Source organism: Brevundimonas sp. AVps23W (genome assembly GCF_058681395.1).
In genome coordinates this window covers 2,965,250-2,983,502 of the sequence record NZ_CM178738.1, presented here as the reverse complement: position 1 = coordinate 2,983,502, position 18,253 = coordinate 2,965,250, and the positions used below count along the sequence as shown (strand labels likewise).

The 18,253-nt window shown below is 67.9% G+C and carries 18 protein-coding genes; 7 read left to right on the top strand and 11 right to left on the bottom strand.

Features of this window, described 5'->3' with window-relative positions; translation table 11 throughout:
* Positions 1 to 76 precede the first annotated feature (76 nt).
* Complete coding sequence (locus tag ACW177_RS14480; protein WP_492026380.1) at positions 77 to 1,990, top strand: methyl-accepting chemotaxis protein; 1,914 nt, start codon at positions 77 to 79, stop codon at positions 1,988 to 1,990.
* Positions 1,991 to 2,000: 10 nt separating this feature from the next.
* Here ACW177_RS14480 and ACW177_RS14475 read toward each other — a convergent pair whose 3' ends face one another.
* Entirely contained in the window at positions 2,001 to 2,945 is a 945-nt protein-coding gene (locus tag ACW177_RS14475) for an alpha/beta hydrolase family protein (protein WP_492026379.1), read from the bottom strand.
* Between the two features lie 158 nt (positions 2,946 to 3,103).
* On the opposite strand from ACW177_RS14475, the gene ACW177_RS14470 reads away from it, so the two are divergent.
* Positions 3,104 to 3,865, top strand: coding sequence for a LytTR family DNA-binding domain-containing protein (locus tag ACW177_RS14470; protein WP_492026378.1), 762 nt, complete (start codon positions 3,104 to 3,106; stop codon positions 3,863 to 3,865).
* A gap of 50 nt (positions 3,866 to 3,915) precedes the next feature.
* Here ACW177_RS14470 and ACW177_RS14465 read toward each other — a convergent pair whose 3' ends face one another.
* The gene (locus ACW177_RS14465; RefSeq protein ID WP_492026377.1) at positions 3,916 to 4,176 is read right to left on the bottom strand and encodes a hypothetical protein; all 261 of its coding nucleotides are present in this window, start codon (positions 4,174 to 4,176) and stop codon (positions 3,916 to 3,918) included.
* Between the two features lie 257 nt (positions 4,177 to 4,433).
* Here ACW177_RS14465 and ACW177_RS14460 point away from each other — a divergent pair, with 257 nt between their 5' ends.
* The 4 genes from ACW177_RS14460 (at position 4,434) to ACW177_RS14445 (ending at position 7,499) form a co-directional block, all read left to right on the top strand.
* Entirely contained in the window at positions 4,434 to 4,559 is a 126-nt protein-coding gene (locus tag ACW177_RS14460; protein ID WP_492026376.1) for a hypothetical protein, read from the top strand.
* A gap of 111 nt (positions 4,560 to 4,670) precedes the next feature.
* On the top strand, positions 4,671 to 5,651 hold the full coding sequence (gene cysK, locus ACW177_RS14455) for a cysteine synthase A (protein WP_492026375.1): 981 nt from the start codon (positions 4,671 to 4,673) through the stop codon (positions 5,649 to 5,651).
* A 52-nt stretch (positions 5,652 to 5,703) separates the two neighbouring features.
* Entirely contained in the window at positions 5,704 to 6,921 is a 1,218-nt protein-coding gene (locus ACW177_RS14450) for a DUF2336 domain-containing protein (RefSeq protein WP_492026374.1), read from the top strand.
* 149 nt (positions 6,922 to 7,070) lie between these two features.
* The gene (locus ACW177_RS14445) at positions 7,071 to 7,499 is read left to right on the top strand and encodes a Ros/MucR family transcriptional regulator (protein WP_492026373.1); all 429 of its coding nucleotides are present in this window, start codon (positions 7,071 to 7,073) and stop codon (positions 7,497 to 7,499) included.
* 192 nt (positions 7,500 to 7,691) lie between these two features.
* Here the strand turns inward: ACW177_RS14445 and ACW177_RS14440 are convergent, their stop codons facing one another.
* The 8 genes from ACW177_RS14440 to ACW177_RS14405 form a co-directional block, all read right to left on the bottom strand.
* Positions 7,692 to 8,807: a DUF2336 domain-containing protein gene (locus ACW177_RS14440; RefSeq protein ID WP_492026372.1), complete on the bottom strand. Its 1,116-nt coding sequence runs from the start codon at positions 8,805 to 8,807 to the stop codon at positions 7,692 to 7,694.
* On the bottom strand, positions 8,804 to 9,619 hold the full coding sequence (locus tag ACW177_RS14435) for a hypothetical protein (RefSeq protein ID WP_492026371.1): 816 nt from the start codon (positions 9,617 to 9,619) through the stop codon (positions 8,804 to 8,806). Before ACW177_RS14435 ends, ACW177_RS14440 begins: the two co-directional genes overlap by 4 nt.
* 64 nt (positions 9,620 to 9,683) lie before the next feature.
* A complete protein-coding gene (locus tag ACW177_RS14430; RefSeq protein WP_492026370.1) occupies positions 9,684 to 10,439 on the bottom strand; it encodes an ABC transporter permease in 756 nt (251 codons plus the stop codon).
* Positions 10,436 to 11,197, bottom strand: a complete 762-nt coding sequence (locus ACW177_RS14425; protein ID WP_492026369.1) for an ABC transporter ATP-binding protein — start codon at positions 11,195 to 11,197, stop codon at positions 10,436 to 10,438. Before ACW177_RS14425 ends, ACW177_RS14430 begins: the two co-directional genes overlap by 4 nt.
* Entirely contained in the window at positions 11,190 to 12,233 is a 1,044-nt protein-coding gene (locus tag ACW177_RS14420) for an ABC transporter substrate-binding protein (protein ID WP_492026368.1), read from the bottom strand. The genes ACW177_RS14425 and ACW177_RS14420 overlap by 8 nt, the downstream gene beginning before the upstream one ends.
* 44 nt (positions 12,234 to 12,277) lie before the next feature.
* Positions 12,278 to 13,462: a TonB family protein gene (locus tag ACW177_RS14415; protein ID WP_492026367.1), complete on the bottom strand. Its 1,185-nt coding sequence runs from the start codon at positions 13,460 to 13,462 to the stop codon at positions 12,278 to 12,280.
* A gap of 610 nt (positions 13,463 to 14,072) precedes the next feature.
* Entirely contained in the window at positions 14,073 to 15,056 is a 984-nt protein-coding gene (locus tag ACW177_RS14410; protein WP_492026366.1) for a sensor histidine kinase, read from the bottom strand.
* Positions 15,057 to 15,150: 94 nt separating this feature from the next.
* A complete protein-coding gene (locus tag ACW177_RS14405) occupies positions 15,151 to 16,125 on the bottom strand; it encodes an alpha/beta hydrolase (RefSeq protein ID WP_492026365.1) in 975 nt (324 codons plus the stop codon).
* Positions 16,126 to 16,223: 98 nt separating this feature from the next.
* Here ACW177_RS14405 and ACW177_RS14400 point away from each other — a divergent pair, with 98 nt between their 5' ends.
* The gene (locus tag ACW177_RS14400) at positions 16,224 to 16,415 is read left to right on the top strand and encodes a hypothetical protein (protein WP_492026364.1); all 192 of its coding nucleotides are present in this window, start codon (positions 16,224 to 16,226) and stop codon (positions 16,413 to 16,415) included.
* Between the two features lie 10 nt (positions 16,416 to 16,425).
* Here the strand turns inward: ACW177_RS14400 and ACW177_RS14395 are convergent, their stop codons facing one another.
* On the bottom strand, positions 16,426 to 18,240 hold the full coding sequence (locus tag ACW177_RS14395; RefSeq protein WP_492026363.1) for an ABC-F family ATP-binding cassette domain-containing protein: 1,815 nt from the start codon (positions 18,238 to 18,240) through the stop codon (positions 16,426 to 16,428).
* Positions 18,241 to 18,253: the final 13 nt, after the last annotated feature.

Genomic DNA, 18,253 nt, shown 5'->3' with positions numbered 1-18,253 from the left:
ACGTACGGACCCGCACATACGGCGTTAACCTTGTTTGCATATCGCTGTTCGAAGAGTTTGGTGGGGAAGTGGCGACATGCGTTTAACGATCGGCAAGAAGGTGGCCGCGACCGGGATCGCCGTAATGCTGCTGTCAGTCGGGACGGCGGGCGTCGGCCTGGTCATGAACGAACAATTGGCCGCCGCCCTGCATCATGCATCGAATTCGTCTTCGATTCTGCGGAATCATATGCAGGCGGACATGATGCACGACGCCCTGAGGTCGGACGTCTTCGGCGCCATGCTGGCCCCCGATCCGGCCAATGGCGTGTCGATCGAGGCGGTGAAAGCCGATCTGGTTGAACACCGGGAAAGCTTCCAGACCTCCATAGCCGAAAACAAGGCTCTGGCGACGGACCCGGACATGCAGGCGGCGCTGAACGCGGTCGAGGGGCCGCTTCAGGCCTATATCGCGGCGGCGGGCGAGATCGTCGATCTGGCCGATGGGGACGTTGTCGCGGCCCAGGGGCGGATGGCCGACTTCCAGACCCAGTTCACGACCCTGGAAACCGCCATGAGCGTGGCGGCGGACAAGATCGAGGCGGCCGCTGACAAGAACCGCCTGGCCGCCGACGCCGCCGCCATGACCGGCCGAATGGTGATGATCGCCGCCGTGCTGGCCGCCCTGGCGATCAGCATCGGGGTGATGGTCGCCGGCTCTCGCGGCGTGGTCGCTCCAATCCGTCGCCTGACCGGCGACCTGAGGACCATGGCGCAGGGCCAGATCGAGGTGAAGCTGGGCGAGGCCCGACGCAAGGACGAGGTGGGGGACATCGCCCGCGCCGTGGTCGATATCCAGGCCTTGATCCTTGCCCGCGCCCAGGCCGAGGCTGCCGAGGCCGACCGACGTCGGGCGAAGGAACAGGAAGACCGCACCGTCGGCGAGCAGTCGCGCGAGGCCGCCGCGCGCGAGCAGGCCAGCGTCGTGTCCGGTCTGACCCGGGGGCTGGACGCCCTGGCCCAGGCCGATCTGACGGTGCGTATCAGCGAGCCCTTCCCGCCCGCCTACGAACAGCTGCGAAATAATTTCAACGCGGCCGTCGAGGGATTGCAGGACGCCATCGGCACCATCGCCGCCAATACGGGCGCCATCAACGCCGGCGCCGCCGAAATCGCCAAGGCCGCTGACGACCTGTCGCGCCGCACCGAGCAACAGGCCGCCAGTCTGGAAGAGACCGCCGCCGCCCTGGATGAGGTCACCGCCACCGTCCGCGCCACGGCCTCGGGCGCGATCCAGGCGGCCGGCGCGGTTCAGGCCGCGCGCAACGATGCCGACAAGAGCGGTGCGGTGGTGCGCGACGCCGTCGCCGCCATGGGCGAGATCGAGCGCTCTTCGGCCCAGATCAACCAGATCATCGGCGTGATCGACGAGATCGCCTTCCAGACCAATCTCTTGGCCCTCAATGCGGGCGTGGAAGCGGCCCGGGCCGGCGAAAGCGGGCGGGGCTTCGCGGTCGTCGCCTCAGAAGTCCGCGCCCTGGCCGAACGGTCCGCCGACGCGGCCAAGGAGATCAAGACCCTGATCAGCCAATCAACCGTGCAGGTCGGGTCGGGCGTGAAACTGGTGACTGAGACCGGGCAGGCGCTGGATCGGATCGTGGCCCATGTCGCCCAGATCGAAGGCCTGGTGACGGAGATTTCCTCTTCGGCCGCTGAACAGGCGACGGGTCTTCAGCAGGTCAATACGGCGGTCAACCAGATGGACCAGATGACGCAGCAAAACGCCGCGATGGTCGAGGAATCCACCGCCGCCAGCCACTCGCTGTCGCAGGAGGCGGATGGTCTGGCAGCCGCTGTGTCCCGGTTCCAGGTGGGCGCCGCCGGCAAGCCGGCGCGCGCCGTCGCGGCCCCGGCGCAACGCACCGTCGCCGTTCTGAAGACCGTCGGACGTGGCGGCGCGGCCCTCGCTCCAACCTCCGCTCCGGACGCCGACGGGTGGGAGTCCTTCTAGGGCTGGGCGGTCACAGGGTCCGGCGGAAGAAGCCGATGACCTCGCGGTTAAACTGATCCTGAAAGGCGGCGCGGTCGAAGCCGGGCGTCGGCGTGCAGATCGCCGGCGCGACGGCGGCCAACGGGGCTGAACAGGGCGGCAGGAAGTCGAAATGGTCCGCGCCAGGCACGGAATGGTATTCCGGTTGGCGGGGAAGGGCGTCGCGCACCCGCTCGGCGTAGAAGGGGCTGGGCAGGATCTGGTCGCCCTCGGCGCGCCACAGCTGGAGCGGCTGGTTCACGCCCGACAGGCCCTCGCGCGAGAAGGTGAAGCCCAGGGCGGGAGCGGCGGCCACGACCGACTTGATGCGGGCGTCATGAACCCAGGCCTGGTCCCCTACAGGCGGCGGGGCGCCGCGCGTCGCCACCAGGCCGCAGTCATAGAAGTCAGGGTGGGCGCGGCAGTGATCGAAGATGCGGGTCAGGTCGGGTTCGCCGCCCGCCGCCGTCAGGACGGTGAAGCCTCCGGACGAGAAGCCGAAGGCGCCGATACGGTTGGGGTCGATCCCGCCACGGCCTTCCCAATGGGTCGTCATATAGTCGATCAGGACGTGAAGCTGGCGCGGGCGCTGAGCCATGTTCGTCGCCTGGCTCTGATCGCGCCAATTGTCGCCGGTATGGGTCAGGGCGGCGACGGCGAACCCGGCCTGGGCCAGGGCGCGGGCGGTGGCTTCATGATTGCGGAAATCGCCGCCGTTGCCGTGGGAGATGACGATCAGCGGCAGGCGGGTTTCAGTCATCGCGCCAGGTGTCCAGACCCCGGCCTCTATGGCGGGGCCAACTCCGTCCGCGATTTTCAGTCGGGCGAAGATTACGGCCGGGGCTCGGGCTTGGACGACAGCTTGGGCGTCGGCAAAGGGGGCGGCCTGAAGGGTCAGGGCGGCCAGGGTGTGAACAAGGGCGGCGGTCAGGGACATGGAAGCCTCGTCTGTCAGAGGGTCGAGAGCGGCTTTCCTGCTCCGCGCCGAACGCCCCGCGCCACAGGATTTGCGCCAATGGGCGAACGGGTTCGCGATCCGGCGAACGGGACGGCGCGGCGATTCCGCAGCGGCCGCCGAACGGCTAGAAGCAAGGGATGAAGATCGGGGATTCGCGATGGGGCGTTGGGCGAACGGCGCGGCTGGGGCTGGCCGTCGCCACCGGCCTCGGCGTACTGCTGGGCCTGGTGGGGCCGTTCGGCTCCTATATGAACGGCGCCGCGCCGGTGCGGATCTTCTATTGGGTGGTCAGCCTTTGGGTCGGCTGGGCCTTGTTCGGCCTGACCCTGCCCCTGCTGGCGAGACAGGCGATGCGGCGAGGCCTGTCGCCCTGGCTATGGGCACCGCCGGCGGTCGTGCTGCTGGCGGCCCCGATGACGCTGATCAGTCGCGCCCTGGCGCAGATGGTCTGGGGTCGCACCTTTGAGGTCGGTCTGCTGGAATGGTTCGGGCAGAGCCTGATCGTCAGCGCCTTGGCGACCGGGATCATATTGTGGCTGATGTCGCGCCCGCTCTCCGCCTTCGGGGCGGGTGGGGCGGCGCCGCTGTCGGCTGATCCGCGCGACCGACTGCCCGTCCATCTGGGGCGCGAGGTGATCTGCCTGCAGATGGAGGATCACTATGTCCGGGTCCACACGCCCTTGGGGTCGGACCTCGTGCTGATGTCTTTGTCGCAGGCTATGGCCGGGCTGGGGGGCGTCGAAGGGCGTCAGACCCATCGGTCTTGGTGGGTGTCGCGGGCGGCGGTCGTCGGGGTGGTGGAGGACGGTCGGAACCTGAGCTTGAAGCTCAAGGGCGGCTTGACGGCCCCGGTGTCGCGGGCGCGGGTCGCGCCGCTGCGGGCGGAGGGGTGGCTTTAGGCCGCCCCGATCTCTCGGGGCGGCCTCATCATCCTCGAAAGATCGAGTTTTTACCAGTAGCCGCCAGGGCACGAGCCGATGGCTTCCAAAGTGTAATAGGGCGAAGTGACGCCGTTCACGGGAGACGCGGTCACGTTTCCGTTCACGCAGCGGTCGCGATAGAAGCCCACTTGAGTTGTCAGTGTGTCGTCGCTGTAGAAAGTCCGGTGATACATGAGGCCGGGCGCCTTTGCCGTTGCTACGGCAGCGAGCGCTGAGACGGCAATGACAGCGCCCACGGCAGCAAGCCTGACAGTCGATTTCATATTCATCGTGATCCTCCAGGGGAGAAATTTCCCCCTCGAAGGGAACGTCTCGGCGAGGTGAAATGCAACCAGGTATCATTATTAACGCATCTAACGATTGCGTGAGTGGCGATATGCTGCAACGGCTCGGCCAGTAAAGGAGCGGCGTGCTGTTCCGGCGGGGGGCCGGTGCGTTAGCCAGCGTCCCGTCAGCGGGAGCCAATCGCAGGCGCGTTGCGCGCGTGGGGGTCGACCTTCACTAATCGCGCCGTTAGGCTGGACGAATGGCAAGGAAGTCCGACCGTCTGCTGATGATCGTGCTCGGGTTCGGCGCGACCGCGGCTGTCGTGTCTTTCGTCAGCATCTTCGTCTTGTTCGCCATCGCGATGTTCGGCGTCTTCTTGGGCTAGGCGCCGGATCTGGGCGCGACGGAGAGAAATCATCGCCGTCGCCCCCTTGCGGATCGGTCTTGCCGCCTATCTGTTACGCAGCCTGAACGACTGAACCTACCGGAGCCCCCCATGTCCGACTCCAGCTACGACGCTTCCCGCCATCTGAAGAAGGGGCGGGGCAAGGTGTATGACTCGATCATCGACACCATCGGCGACACCCCCATTGTGCGGCTGCCGCGCCTGTCGGCCGAATATGGGGCGAAGGCCACCGTGCTGGCCAAGCTGGAGTTCTTCAACCCCATCGCCTCGGTCAAGGACCGGATCGGGGTGGCCATGGTCGAGGCGCTGGAAGAGGCGGGCAAGATCAAGGCCGACACGGTGCTGATCGAGCCGACCAGCGGCAACACCGGCATCGCCCTGGCCTTCGTCGCCGCCGCCAAGGGGCTGAAGCTGATCCTGTGCATGCCCGAGAGTATGTCGATCGAGCGGCGCAAGATGCTGGCCCTGCTGGGCGCGCAGCTGGAGCTGACGCCCGCCGAGAAGGGGATGAAGGGGGCCATCGCCCGGGCGGAGGAGCTGTTGGCCTCGACGCCGAACGCCGTCAGTCCGTCGCAGTTCGAGAACCTGGCCAACCCGGCCATCCACCGCGCGACCACGGCCGAGGAAATCTGGAACGACACGGACGGCGCCGTAGACATGGTGGTGGCGGGCGTCGGCACCGGCGGCACCATCTCGGGCGTCGGACAGGCGCTGAAAGCCAAGAAGGCCTCGGTCCAGATGATCGCGGTCGAGCCCGAGGCCTCGCCGGTCCTGTCGGGCGGGGCGCCGGGGCCGCACAAGATTCAGGGCATCGGGGCGGGCTTTGTCCCGGCCATCTATGACGGGTCGGTGGTCGATGGGGTGGAGCAGGTCTCGAACGACGACGCCTTCGATATGGCGCGCAAGGTCGCCCGCACGGAGGGTATCCCGGTGGGCATCAGCTCGGGCGCGGCCCTGATCGCCGCCTTCCGTCTGGCGGCGCGCGATGAGAACGCGGGCAAGACCATCGTGGTGATCATCCCGTCCTTCGCCGAACGCTATCTGTCTACGGCCCTGTTCGAAGGTCTGTGACGGGCGGGGCGGCGATACGCCAGGTTAACCCGCGCCGCCCTAGTCTGAAACCATGAATGAGGCGACGGCCCTGGATGACGAAGAGGCGGCGCCGCCGGCGCTGAAGGCGCGGCACGCCCTGCTGAAGCGGCTGGCCGATGTCGTCTCCCTGCCGGCCAGCCGGATCAACGCCTTCGAGCGGGCCGTCACGGGCGATCTGCTGGTGGAAATGTTGCGCCAGGCGTCGCCGCAGGAGCGTCGGCGCGTCGCGGCGCGACTGACGCCCCTGACCGAACTGCCCGACAGTGTGGCGCGGTTGTTGTTGCGCGACACGCCCGATATCGCCGGTCTGCTGATCGAAGAGTGCGCCGGCCTGAGCGATGCCGATCTGGTGGGTTGCGCGCGGGATGCGGGCCCCGAGCACCGACTGATCATGGCCGCACGGCGCGGCCTGTCCGAAATCGTCACCGAGACCCTGGTCGGTTTTGCTGAGGTTGAGACGATCGAGGCGGTCCTGCGCAATTCCAGCGCCCGAATGTCCCAATCGGGAATAGAGACGGTGGTCGCCCTCAGTCGCAAACAGCCCCGGCTTTGCGGCCCGTTGCTGAAACGGCCCGAACTGAGGCCGTCGGGGGCCTATGTGATGTTCTGGTGGTGCGCGGCGGAAGAGCGGCGCGTCATCCTGCAGCGCTTCGCCGTGTCGCGGGAGTTGATGCAGGAGGTGTCCGAGGACGTCTTCGCCATGGCGGCGGGCGAGGCCTGGTCAGACCCGGTGTCGCGAAAGGCGCTGCAATTCATCGAACGGCGGCAGCGCAACCGCGCCGCGATCGAGAAAAGTCCCTATGACGGGCTGGAGCACGCCATCGCCGTCGCCGCTCACGGCGGGTTGTCGCGAGAGCTGGCGTCGGAAATCGCCTTCCTGGCAGGAGTGAAGCCGCTGACGGGCGCCAAGATCCTGGGCGACACGGGCGGCGAACCCCTGGCGATCCTGTGCAAGGCCACGGGCCTGTCGCGGGTCGATCTGCTCAACCTGTGGCGTTCCATGCGTCGGCCGGAAACGACGGTCGAAGGCGTCGTGCATCCGGACCTGGATCGTGTGCAGATTACCTATGAGATGCTTGCCGTGGATAGAGCCCAGACCGTATTGCGTTACTGGAACTGGTCTCTGTCATCGGCTCTGACGCCTGATCTTCTGCGCGCGATCCGCGAGGGCGACGATGAGGGCCTTAATGAATATTCGACGCCCGAACGGGCGGCGATGATGGCCTTGGCCGAAGACTTTACACGCTAGATCAGCACCACCCAGAAGTGTTGCAATATGGTTGCGGCGCATTACAGAGGCGCCGGATTGCTTTTGCGGCCAAACAACCCTAAGACCCGACGCCAGAGTTCGACTGGCGTTTCAGTCGAATGAAATAGATCACGAAAGAGACGTCGCGAATGGAAGAGAAGCCCGAACTGCTCGAAATGACCGCTGACATCGTGTCGGCCTATGTCGGCAACAACACGGTCACGGCCGAGGCCCTGCCGGCGCTGATCGCCAATATTCACGCCGCGCTGTCGGGCGTTTCGAACGGTCCTGTCGAGGTCGAGCCCGAGCCCAAGGAGCCGGCGGTGCCGATCCGCAAGTCTATCAATGCGGACTTCCTGATCTGCCTGGAAGACGGGCGCAAGTTCAAGTCGCTGAAGCGTCACCTGCGCACCAAGTACGACATGAGCCCCGAAGATTACCGCGCCAAATGGGGTCTGCCGAAAGACTATCCGATGGTCGCCCCCAACTATGCCAAGGCCCGTTCGGAACTGGCCAAGCAAATGGGCCTGGGTCAGGGCGGTCGCAAGCCCGCCCGCGCTGCGCGCGCCAAGAAGTAGGTCGGGTTTAATCCGGTATAGAAACGCCCGCTTCCGAAAGGAGGCGGGCGTTTTTGCTTGCCGGCATACCCATAATGGGTAGCGACGCGGAGCGAAGCCGCGGTGGGACGGCCAGAAACGCGCTCACGCCCCTTCGGGCCTCAGCCCGATCACCGCGCGATCGTCCCTCCCCATGAAGGGGAGGGAGAGTGATTAAGCGGCCTGGGCGACGCGGCGCATACGCCAGAAGCGCAGGGTGCGCATGGCGGCTTCGCGGGTGAGCTCGCCGTACATCCGGCCATAGGCGGCGGCCTTGCCCATCGGGTTGGCGTCAGCCCCAAGCAAGGACACCGCATAGGTCAGGAAGATGGCCCGGTCGATGTCGGCCGCCTTGCAGATGATCGACAAGGCGTCCAGGTCGCGGCGATCGACGATGCTGCGCGCGGTATGGAAATCCACGTCAGACAGCCGCGACAGGGCGATCAGGAACGGGGTGCGGCCCTTGGAGCGCAGGAAGCGGATCAGCATCTGCGGCGTCAGCTGGCCGGCGGCGTAAAGCTCTTCGACATAGGCCTGGCTGTCTGCGTAGTCGGGGGGCAGGGCGCCGTCGTCGGTGGCCACGCGGGTGCGCCCGGCGGCGAGCGCCGCCTCGAGCAGTTCCGGGTCCATTTTGGCGTTCTGTTCGAGGATCTGCTGACGCAGCCGGGCCTCGACGACGAAATACATGTCGTTCAGCAGGTCGGCGGGCAGGCCCTTGCGTTCGACGGCGGGGGCGTGAAGGTCGGGATTGCTCTTGGCCCGTTCGACGGCGGTCTCGGACGCGGCGCGCGACAGCTGGGCGCCGTCATTGCGCAGCAGAACGCCCAGGGTCTGGTCGTCGCCGCGCTCGACGATGATCTCGGATACGGCTTCGGACACCTCGGGCCGGCCGGAAACGGCGCGCATATGGTCCTGGCCCTGACGGCTGACCACGCCGATCAGATCGGCGTCGGTCAACAGGGTGGAGGCGCGCAGCACCGGGCCGGCGACTTCGATATGGTCTTCGGCGAAACGACGGATCAGGCTGACCGGCGCATTGGGAGCCGTGGCGAAACGGGCGGCCAATTCGGCGCGGACCGCCGTCTCCATTTCGTCGGACAGGGTCTCGAGCACCGAGCCGTAGAGCTCGGTCTCGGCCGCGCTGTGATCCACCCCGCCCAGGAATTGGTCGGAAAGCTCGCGCAGCAGCAACCGACGCTTCTCGCTGGAGGTCTCGTTGGCGAGGGCGATCAGGTCCGGCAGGCGGGAGCCCTGGATCAAGTCCTGTTCGGTAGAGGAAACGTCGGTCACGGAAGGGCGTCCTCTTGGGTCTGGGGCGCGGCGCGGACCTTGCCGTCGCTGCTGCGCAGCAGGGCAGGCGGTTCGTCAGGCTGGGCCAGGTCCGTCGAGGACGGGGACTGGGTCATCTCAACCGGCAGGGCGTCCAGATAGACCGGCCGAGCCGGGGCGATGGGGTCGGGCTTGCGTCCGGCCTGGCGGTGAACGGAATAGAAGCGGGCGCCCAGGGTGGGCGCGGAAGACAACGCGGCCTGGACGATCTGCGGCTGGGCGTCCGTCTTGGGGGCGGTCTGGGGTGCGGCGGCCTGGCTGGAGACGGACGTTTCGGATGCCGTCGGGCGCGGGGGCTCTAAGGCCGCCTGCGCTTGCAGCCGGAAGATCGGCGCGTCGCGACGGGGGGCCATCGGGTCGAAAACGGCGGCGGGCGGGGCGGGCTCAGCCTGACCTTGGGCCTCCACCATCACCTGTTCGGGAAGGGCGCTAGGGACAGAAGAGGGGGCGGCGGCTGTCTGGGCGTGGGCCGCGGCGGCTGGCGGCGCCGTCCAGTCGCTGGCGGGGGTCAGGCCGCGACGGGGGGAGGCGACAACCGGCGTCGACGCGGCGATCCGGGGGAGGGGAAGCGACCGGCCGACCGGGGTAGGCGAAGCCGCCGCAGCGCGCGGGGCGGCGGCCTGTCCAGTCTTGGTCTTGCCGGGCCAGGACAGGTAGCGCAGGCCGTCGGCCGTGGTCGAGGTTTGCGTTTGAACTTGGGCTTGAGCCATGGCGGCGCCCGACGTCGCGCAGGCGGCGACCAGGGCAATCGACAGGATCAGGACGCGTCGCAAAGGGGCGGTTCTCACGCGATTGACGAACAGACCACACGCTAGGCGGTCATCGCTTAACCCGCCGCTAACGGCGCAGCAGGAATCGTGCGGCCAGGGCGACCGCTGCGTTCAAAACCAGGCCCAGCAGGGTCAGGCAAAGGACGCCGGCCAGCATTTCCGCCGTGCGCAGACGATTGCCGGCCTCCAGAAGTCGCCAGGCCAACCCTTGGGTCGCGCCCGAGCCCGAGACGAACTCGGCCACCACGGCGCCGATGACGGCCAGGCCCGCCGCGACCCGCAGACCTTCGAGCGCAAAGGGAAGGGCAGAGGGCAGGCGAAGGCGCCAGAGCCGTTGCAGGGGTGTGGCGCCATAGAGGTTGAACAGCCGCTCCAGGTCCGGATCGGCCGACTTCAGTCCGGTCAACACGCCCGAGAACAGGGGGAAGAAGGCGACGAGGGCCGCCAACGCTATGACGGCCCGATCGGCGTGATCCAGCCCGGCCCAGATCAGCACCAGAGGGGCGACGGCGACGACGGGCGTGACCTGAAGCGCCACGGCGAGGGGGCGCACGGCCCGCTCGGCGCCGGTGTGGAGCGACACCGCCAGGGCCAGGCCGCCGCCGACCAGACCGGCCAGGATCAGGGCCTGAACCGCCATGCCGAAGGTGATCCAGGCCGAGGCGGCCAGGCGCGGCCCCGCCTCAACCAGGGCCAGGGCCACGGCGCTGGGCGGGGGCAGGAAATAGACGGGCAGGTCCAGCAGACGGCAGGCGGTCTCCCAGACCGTCAGCAGCAGGGCGGCCAGCAGCAGGGGCGGGGCGAGGTCGGCGAAGCGTTTCATGCCGCCGTGTCCGACTTCATGGCGGCCTCAAGGGTGTCGGCGACGGCTTCGACGGTCTGGCGATAGTTGGGATCGGCGCGCCAGCGGACGGGGCGCGGCGGGGCGCCGGGCGTCGGCAGGTCGGCGACGGGTCGGCCGGTCGCCGCGTCCAGCACCACGACCCGCTGGGCCAGATAGACGGCCTCCTCGACGTCATGGGTGACGAAGACGACGGCGGGGCGGGGATCGGCCGTGGCCCAAAGCGCGTGCAGGTCCTCGATCAGGCGACGACGGGTGACGCTGTCCAGGGCGGCGAAGGGCTCGTCGAGCAGCAGCAGGTCGGGGCCCGTCACCAGGGCGCGGGCCAGGGCGGCGCGCATGGCCATGCCGCCGGACAGCTGGGACGGGCGGGCGCCGAGCCGGTCGCCTAGACCTACGGCCGCGAGGGCGGCGGCGGCGCGGTCACGGGCCTGTGGTCTGGCCATGCCCGACAGTTCGAGCGGCAGGGCGACGTTGGTCTGGGCGTCGGCCCAGGGCATCAGGGTCGGGCTCTGGAAGACGAAGCCGGTGCGGCCGACGCCGGCGGCGCGCGTCACCGCGCCAGCGCTTGCGGGCTGCAGCCCGGCCAGCAGGCGTAAGGTCGTGGACTTGCCCGCGCCAGAGGCGCCGACCAGGGCCAGGATCTCGCCTCGCGCTACGGTCAGGTCGATGGGGCCGAGGGGGGCGCGACCGGCCAGATCGACCATCACGCCCCGCAGCGCGGCGATGGCCTCAGCCACGGCCCGGCAGATAGTTGTCGGTGAAGGCCTCGCGCCAGTTCAGGCCGGGATCGAAGACTCCGGCCTGGCTGGTGACCTCGAAGAAGGCCTGCCAGCGGTCTGCGGTCATGGCGCCCAAGCCGTAGAGGGCCGCATCGCCGCCGTCGACGATGGCGTTGTCGCGCAGCTTTTGCCGGGCCTGATCCAGTATGGCCTGGGTCATTTCCGGATTGTCCTTGCGGATCAAGGCGTCGCCCGGCGCGGCATCACCACGCAGATAGTCGCGCCAGCCCTCGGCCGAGGCGGCGATGAAGCTGCGCAGGGCCGTGGCGTTGTCCCGCGCGAAGGCGTTCGGGGCCAGGACCATGGCGGCGTAGGAGGGATAGCCTTCGTCGGCCAGCAGGAAGACCTTGGGCTCGAACCCCGCCTCCTGTTCGATGGTGTAGGGTTCGCTGGTCAGATAGCCCTGCTGCACCGCCCGCTCGTCGGCGAGGAAGGGCGCCAGGTTGAAGGTGTATTTGCGCACCTGATCGTCGGTGAAGCCGTATTTGGCCTTCAGCCAGACCCAGAAGGCGTTGATCGAGGCGTCGGCCAGAAGGATGGGGCGGCCCGTCAGATCAGCGATGGTCTCCAGCGCCGGATCGGGGTGGGCGATCAGGACCTGGGGGTCCTTCTGGAAGAAGGCGGCGACGGCCTTAACGGGCGCCCCGGCCGCGACCAGATTCATCGGGATGAAGCTGTTGGACCCCATGCCCAGTTCGACGGCGCCGGAGGCCAGCAGCTGGGGCACGTTCACGCCCGGTCCGCCCTGGACGATCTCGACGTTCAGCCCGCGCTTCTCATAGGCGCCGGTCGCCAGGGCCTGATAGAAGCCGCCCTGCTCCGCCTGAGCGCGCCAGTCGGTGGCGAAGCGCAGCCGCACGCGGCCCTGTTCGTCTACCGGCGCCTCGGACCGCGTGCAGGCGCGCAGGCCGAGCGCTGCTCCGCCGATCACGGCCGCGCCGCCCGCGAGCAAGGCGCGGCGACGGGTCAGCAGGCGATTCCCACGCTGGATCATGGCCCTGCTTTACGAGGGGATGGCGGCGTTGGGAAGGCGGGGGGTCAGTTCTGATCCGCGTCCGCGGGTTCTTCGTGGTCCGAGAGCTTGTAGCGCACGGGAATAACGCATCGGACACCGGCTTCGAACCCCGGCGTGGCCTGGCTGGTCTGAACCAGTCGCAAGGCCTCCACGCCAAAGGCGGCGGCCGGCTGGGCCTCGATCACCGAGGCGTTGCCGATCTGGCCCCAGGGGGCGATATCGAAGCGGATCAGAGCCCAACCCTCAATGGAGCGGTCGCGGAATGCCCTCGGGAAGCTCAGATGGGATCGGACCTTGAAGCGTTCGGCGACAGCCGGCGGGCACTGCTGAAGAGGATCTTGCCGGTGGTCCTTCGGAGGCATGGGGGGAGCCTCCAGAGTCTCGCCCAGGCGGTAGAAGTTGTAGACGCAGCCAACGCGGGCCGGGCCGGGGTGCATACGGCTGTCGGTGGTGGCGCGTCGGGCCTCGGCGTCCAGATCGACGTCGCCGGACGAGCCCAGAGTCTCGACATCGGTCGTACGACCCTCGGCGTCGATGTTCCAACGGACCACGGTCCAACTGCGTCCGCCGGGTGGCGGACGATGACCTTTTTGGAAGTCAGGATAGGCCATGACGGCGGGGCGCCGTCCGCCGAAGCGGTCGCCGCAGTCGGCGCCAGCCCCACCCAAACGTTTAGCCACGGCGTCGCGCAGGGTGCCACGGTCGCGGTTGACGGCGAAATAGTTCAGCAGGTCGGGCGTTTCAGCTTCGTCCACGCCGACCGCGCGCCAGCGAATGGTCAGGCGGCAATCCTTGCGCGCCTGAGCTGGAAAACGCCAGGCGGCGAGCCCGGCCTGGAGCGTGTCGAACAGGATGGGCGGCCCCTCATCCGGGCGGATGTCTAGGGTCCGTCCGTCGGGGCCGATTGAGAAAGCCAGGACCGCGTCGCCGTACGACGCGCCTTGACGCTGTGGCGCGGCGGCAAGGAGATCGTTGTAGGTCGGAGCGACCACGACCCCTTCGCATGTCGCCTCGGCCTGTGGCACGCGCAAAATGGTGTTCTCGACCGGCTCGGCCAGGGCGCCGCTTCTTGCGCTGACAGGCGGAGGGGACGCCGTCGGAATGATGACGGGGGGACCGACATACTCGGGCCGTTGATCGGCCTTGGCTGACCCTGCCGCAACGGCGACGGCGGCAAGGGCGCAAAGGGGGAACTGTACTGCACGCATGGCGGCCTCCAACTGCATCTCATGGGTGCAGATGGCGCGGCGGGTGTCTAGCGCAAACCTGTGAAATCGGGCCCGAATTGAGCGAGGGGACGAAGCGTTCAGGGGGAACCCGTGAACTTCGTCCCCTCGCCAAGTCCGGGTTGGACTTGGCCGGTTGGGTCAGGGCCTTGGCCTGGGCGTCGTCGTGGGCGAACCCACGAGGACGGTCGGCTGTATCCTGTCGCGCTCCGGGTCTCAGGCGTCCCACGGCATTGCGTCCGCGTCGTCCGTCGATCCCGATCCGGTTCCCCTGCTGACGTCGATCCGGAGACCGTCGAAAGTCGGGGCCGTGGATCCCGCCCGTCGCCCGTTACGATCCGAAGACCGCCCGATCACGCCGGGTCGTAGAGCCGGGCCGGTTCGCTTGATGCCGGGGTCTCCCCCGATTTCCGCGCCGCCGTGTCCCTCGGCCTGTTGACGTTCTCGCGAAACCCGGTATGAGGCAAGCGCCCGAACTCGCCCCGATGTGCATGATTGGCCCGGCGGCGGTGGACAAGCCTGTGAACATCGGTGGACGGATTGAATTCGCTTTTGCGGATCAGCGTTTTGTCTTGTCCACAGAAACGCGATGTCAGTGCTCTGGCGTCCCGGGATAGCTGAGAACGCAGAGCGCGCCGGGGCCGGCGTCGATGATGCTGAAGCGGCCGTGCAACTGTTCGGCCAGACCCAGGACGATCCGCAGGCCCAGGCTGCGTCCCTTGGCGGGATCGAAGTTCGGCGGCGGTCCGTCGCCGTTATCGCGCACCTCGAGCCGACGTTCGGACCCGTCTTCGTACAGGCGAACGTCGATGCGGCCGGGCCGGTCGGGGAAGGCGTGTTCCAGGGCGTTGTTGACGCATTCCAGCAGGATCAGGACGACCGGCGTCGCCTCTTCCGCCGTCAGGGCGTGGCGGGCGTCCTCTACCACGACGGTCACATCGTTGCGGCCGGCGGCGTTCAGGGCGTCGCAGACCAGGCGGCGCGCCAGGTCGTCGAAGGGCGCCGCCGCCCCGTCGGCGTCCAATAGGCTGCGCTGGACATTGGCGATCATGGCGGTGCGGGCCGAGGCCTCGGACAGGGCGCGGCGGGTGGCGGGATCCTTGGACATCCCGGCCTCGAGCCGCAGCAGGCTGCTGACCACCTGGATGTTGTTGGAAACGCGGTGCTGAACCTCTTTCAGCAGCAGGTCGCGGCTCTCGGCCAAGGCGGCGTTGCGCGCCACCTCGCGCCGTAGATTGTCGGTCGCGGAGTTCATGCCGATGATGAAGAAGATATCGACGGCGACGACGAAGACATAGAAGGCCAGGGCCATGCCGGTCGCCAGGCTCCAGTCGAAACCGGGGGCGCCGATCCAGAACCACCAGGCGCTGAGGCCTGACAGCACAGCGGTCAGCACCGCCGGCTTCAGTCCCGCGAAATAGGCGGCGACAACCACGGCGGGGAAGAAGGTCAAATAGGGGAAGCCGGGCGGGAACCAGTCGGCCAGAGCCATGCGGACGCAGAAGGCCGTCAGCCAGGCGCAGATCGCCAAGCCGTAGCCACGGATCGGATTGCTGCGAAACCACGCTGGATTCAAAAGCCGCTTCCTCTTCTCTCCTGCGTATAGGTCGCGCGGGGGTGAAGCTTTCTGCGGTAAGGGAAATCCCCCAGTGCGACAATCTTGAAATGATTCAGGTTGTGAGCCGGCTGTTCAGCCAGGCGCGAACGGCGCTGCGGGCGCCACGGGCGGCGGGGCCGCCGAAGTGCAGGAAGCCGTGGGGCGTCTCGGGCACGCGGATCAGGTCGGCGTCGGCGGCCTGGCCCCATCGAGCGGCCATCAGCAGGCTGTCCTCGAACAGAGGGTCATACTCGCCGGCCAGGAAGAGGGCAGGGGGCAGGCCGGTCAGGTCGGCATAGAGGGGCGAGACGTCGGACCGGCGCAGGCCCGCCTCGTCGCGGTCGGGGGCCAGGCGTGCTAGGTCGGCCTGCATGGTCGGGCCGTTGAACAACAGGGTGTCCGGGCCGGCGGAACGGACGCTTTCGGTTCCTGACAGGTCGAAGACGCCATAGGTGAAGACGCAGCCCGCCACCCGATCAATCAGGCCCTGGTCGCGCAGGGCGATGGCGGTCAGGGCGGCGAGGTGGCCGCCGGCGGACTCGCCGGTCAGGAAGACGGTGGCCGCGCCCAGGCGGTCGATATGGGTCACAGTCCAATGGGCGGCGGCCAGGCAGTCGGCGATAGCGGCGTCGATATAGACCTGGCGACGTTCGGACAGCAGGCGATAGTCGACCGAGACGACGCAGAAGCCATGACGGGCCAGATGGGCGTTGAGCCGGTCGTTCAGGCCTGCGCTGCCCAGGACCCAGCCGCCGCCATGGATGTCCAGAACGACGGCGCGGGGCGGCCCCTCAGGGTGGAGGATGCGCAGAGGGACCGGGTGGTCGCCGTCGGTCTGAACGATCTCGACGGTCACGCCGCGCTTGCGCAGGCGCGGCACGGTAATCGCGCCGGCGGCGGCGTCCAGCCACAGCGAAAGCCGTTGGCCGGCGTCGATACGCCAGGCGTCGGTGCGCAGGCGTGGCGCACGGGCCAGGACGGCGTTGATCCGCCGCACCGCCGCTTGCTGGGCGGGTGCGAACTCGACGACGTGGGTGCGCAGGGTCATGCTGCTGGAGTGGGCGAAGGCGTGTTTGGTTTCAAGGGAGCATCCGAGAGACGCCGGTCAATTCGCCAAACACTGAAATCAGCGCTAAGGTCGGCCGTATGAAAAAGCTCACTCCGTTCGGCGTCCTCCTGATCTTCGGGCTGATCGGCCTGTTGACCAAGAATTTCGGCCTCTGGTTCGCCTTCGGCATCGTCGCCTTTATCGTCGTGGGCGTCATGCAGAATCGGCGCGAGGCGCCGAAGCCCGCCGAACAGGACGGCGAGACGAAAGACGGCGAGACGGGCGTCTAGGCCGCAGCCGTCACCCGGCCAGCGCCGCCTTCTTTTCTTCCAGCTCCAGCCATTCCAGTTCGGCGGCCTCGAGGTCCGCGCGGGCCTTGTCGGCCGCCTTCATGGCGGCGTCGAAGGCCTTGGGGTCGCGGGTGTAGAGGCCGGGGTCGGCCAGGGTCGCGTCGTGTTTGGCGATGACGGCGGGAAGGCTGTCGATCAGACCCTCCAGCTCCTTCAGGCGATGGGCGTCCTTGAAAGAGAGTTTGGCGGTCTTTTTAGCCGCAACTGGCGCTGGGTTGTCGGCGGCGCGCTGGGCGGCGGCCTTGTCCTGCGGGCGGGGATTGGCGCCGGGCTGAAGGAAGCCGGGGTTCTGGCGGATGAAGTCGGTCCAGCCGCCGGGGGTTTCGACAATGTCGCCGCGCCCGTTCAGGGCCAGGGTCGAGGTGGACAGGCGGTCGATGAAGTCGCGGTCGTGGGAGACCAGGATCAGGGTGCCGTCATAGCCCTCGAGCAGTTCTTCCAGCTTGTCCAACGTATCCATGTCCAGGTCGTTGGTCGGTTCGTCGAGAATCAGCAGGTTGGCGGATTTCGCCAGGGCGCGGGCCAGAAGCAGGCGGTTGCGTTCGCCGCCCGACAGGGTCGAGATCGGCTGGCGCAACTGGGCCTCGGAAAACAGGAAGTCCTTGGCGTAGGCGGCGACGTGTTTGGACACGCCGCGCACCAGGATGGAGTCGCCGCCGCCCGGCGTAAGGGCGTCCCACAGGGTCATGTCCGACTTCAGCCCCTCGCGCGACTGATCCAGATAGACGGATTCCAGATTGGAGCCCATGCGGACCGTGCCCTCGTCAGGCGGCAGTTCGCCCAGCAGGGTCTTGACCAGGGTGGTCTTGCCCGCGCCGTTGGGGCCGACGATGCCCAGGCGGTCGCCGCGGATGATGCGGGTGGTCAGGTCCTTGAACAGGGTGCGGCCGTTGAAGCCCTTGGACACGCCCTTGATCTCGGCGACCAGCTTGCCCGAGGTCGAGCCGGAATCGACGCCGAGGTAGAGCTCGCGCGGCGCGTCCTTCATCTTCTCCGCGCGTTCGGCGCGCAGGGCCATCAGCGAGCGGGCGCGGCCTTCGTTGCGGCTGCGGCGGGCGGTGATGGAGGAGTAGAAGGTGGCGGTCTCGCGCTCGATGGTCTTGGTCAGGCGGCGCAGGGACTCGGCCTCCTCTTCCATGACCTTGGTCGACCATTCGTCGAACTCGACGAAGCCCTTGTTCAGGGTGCGGACGCGGCGGTTCTCCAGCCAGTGGACCGTATTGGTGACGCGGTTCAGGAAGGCGCGGTCGTGGCTGACGACCAGCAGGGCGAGCCGGGCCTGGATCAGCTCGTTCTCCAGCAGTTCGATGGCCAGGATGTCGAGGTGGTTGGTCGGCTCGTCCAGCAGCAGCAGATCGGGCTCTTCGGCGAAGGCCTTGGCCAGGGCGGCGCGGCGGGTCTCTCCGCCTGACAGGCCTTGGGTCGATTTCTCGGGGTTCAGGCCGAAGGTGGCCAGCCAGGCTTCGGCGGTCCAGGTCTCGGCCTCGCCGGACGAGGCGTAGTCGAGCAGGGTCTCGCCGGTGATGACCGGCTCCTGCGGCACATAGGCGAAGCGGACGGCAGATTGGACCGAGCGGTCGCCGCTGTCGGGCTCGATCAGGCCCATGACGACCTTCATCAGGGTGGACTTGCCGGCCCCATTGCGGCCGACGAGGGCGGCGCGGCTGCGCGGTTCGACCGCGAGATCGACGCCGTCGAAGAGGGGGCGCTGGCCGTCCTGAAGACGGACGTCCTTGAGTGCGACGAGGGGGGGTCTGGCTGCCATTGGCGGCCATATA

Excerpts from the sequence above, each read along its gene's own strand:
- ACW177_RS14480 (WP_492026380.1), top strand. The coding sequence starts at position 77 with ATGCGTTTAACGATCGGCAAGAAGGTGGCCGCGACCGGGATCGCCGTA.
- ACW177_RS14475 (WP_492026379.1), bottom strand. The coding sequence starts at position 2,945 with ATGTCCCTGACCGCCGCCCTTGTTCACACCCTGGCCGCCCTGACCCTT.
- ACW177_RS14470 (WP_492026378.1), top strand. The coding sequence starts at position 3,104 with ATGAAGATCGGGGATTCGCGATGGGGCGTTGGGCGAACGGCGCGGCTG.
- ACW177_RS14465 (WP_492026377.1), bottom strand. The coding sequence starts at position 4,176 with ATGAATATGAAATCGACTGTCAGGCTTGCTGCCGTGGGCGCTGTCATT.
- ACW177_RS14460 (WP_492026376.1), top strand. The coding sequence starts at position 4,434 with ATGGCAAGGAAGTCCGACCGTCTGCTGATGATCGTGCTCGGGTTCGGC.
- cysK (WP_492026375.1), top strand. The coding sequence starts at position 4,671 with ATGTCCGACTCCAGCTACGACGCTTCCCGCCATCTGAAGAAGGGGCGG.
- ACW177_RS14450 (WP_492026374.1), top strand. The coding sequence starts at position 5,704 with ATGAATGAGGCGACGGCCCTGGATGACGAAGAGGCGGCGCCGCCGGCG.
- ACW177_RS14445 (WP_492026373.1), top strand. The coding sequence starts at position 7,071 with ATGGAAGAGAAGCCCGAACTGCTCGAAATGACCGCTGACATCGTGTCG.
- ACW177_RS14430 (WP_492026370.1), bottom strand. The coding sequence starts at position 10,439 with ATGAAACGCTTCGCCGACCTCGCCCCGCCCCTGCTGCTGGCCGCCCTG.
- ACW177_RS14420 (WP_492026368.1), bottom strand. The coding sequence starts at position 12,233 with ATGATCCAGCGTGGGAATCGCCTGCTGACCCGTCGCCGCGCCTTGCTC.
- ACW177_RS14415 (WP_492026367.1), bottom strand. The coding sequence starts at position 13,462 with ATGCGTGCAGTACAGTTCCCCCTTTGCGCCCTTGCCGCCGTCGCCGTT.
- ACW177_RS14405 (WP_492026365.1), bottom strand. The coding sequence starts at position 16,125 with ATGACCCTGCGCACCCACGTCGTCGAGTTCGCACCCGCCCAGCAAGCG.
- ACW177_RS14400 (WP_492026364.1), top strand. The coding sequence starts at position 16,224 with ATGAAAAAGCTCACTCCGTTCGGCGTCCTCCTGATCTTCGGGCTGATC.
- ACW177_RS14395 (WP_492026363.1), bottom strand. The coding sequence starts at position 18,240 with ATGGCAGCCAGACCCCCCCTCGTCGCACTCAAGGACGTCCGTCTTCAG.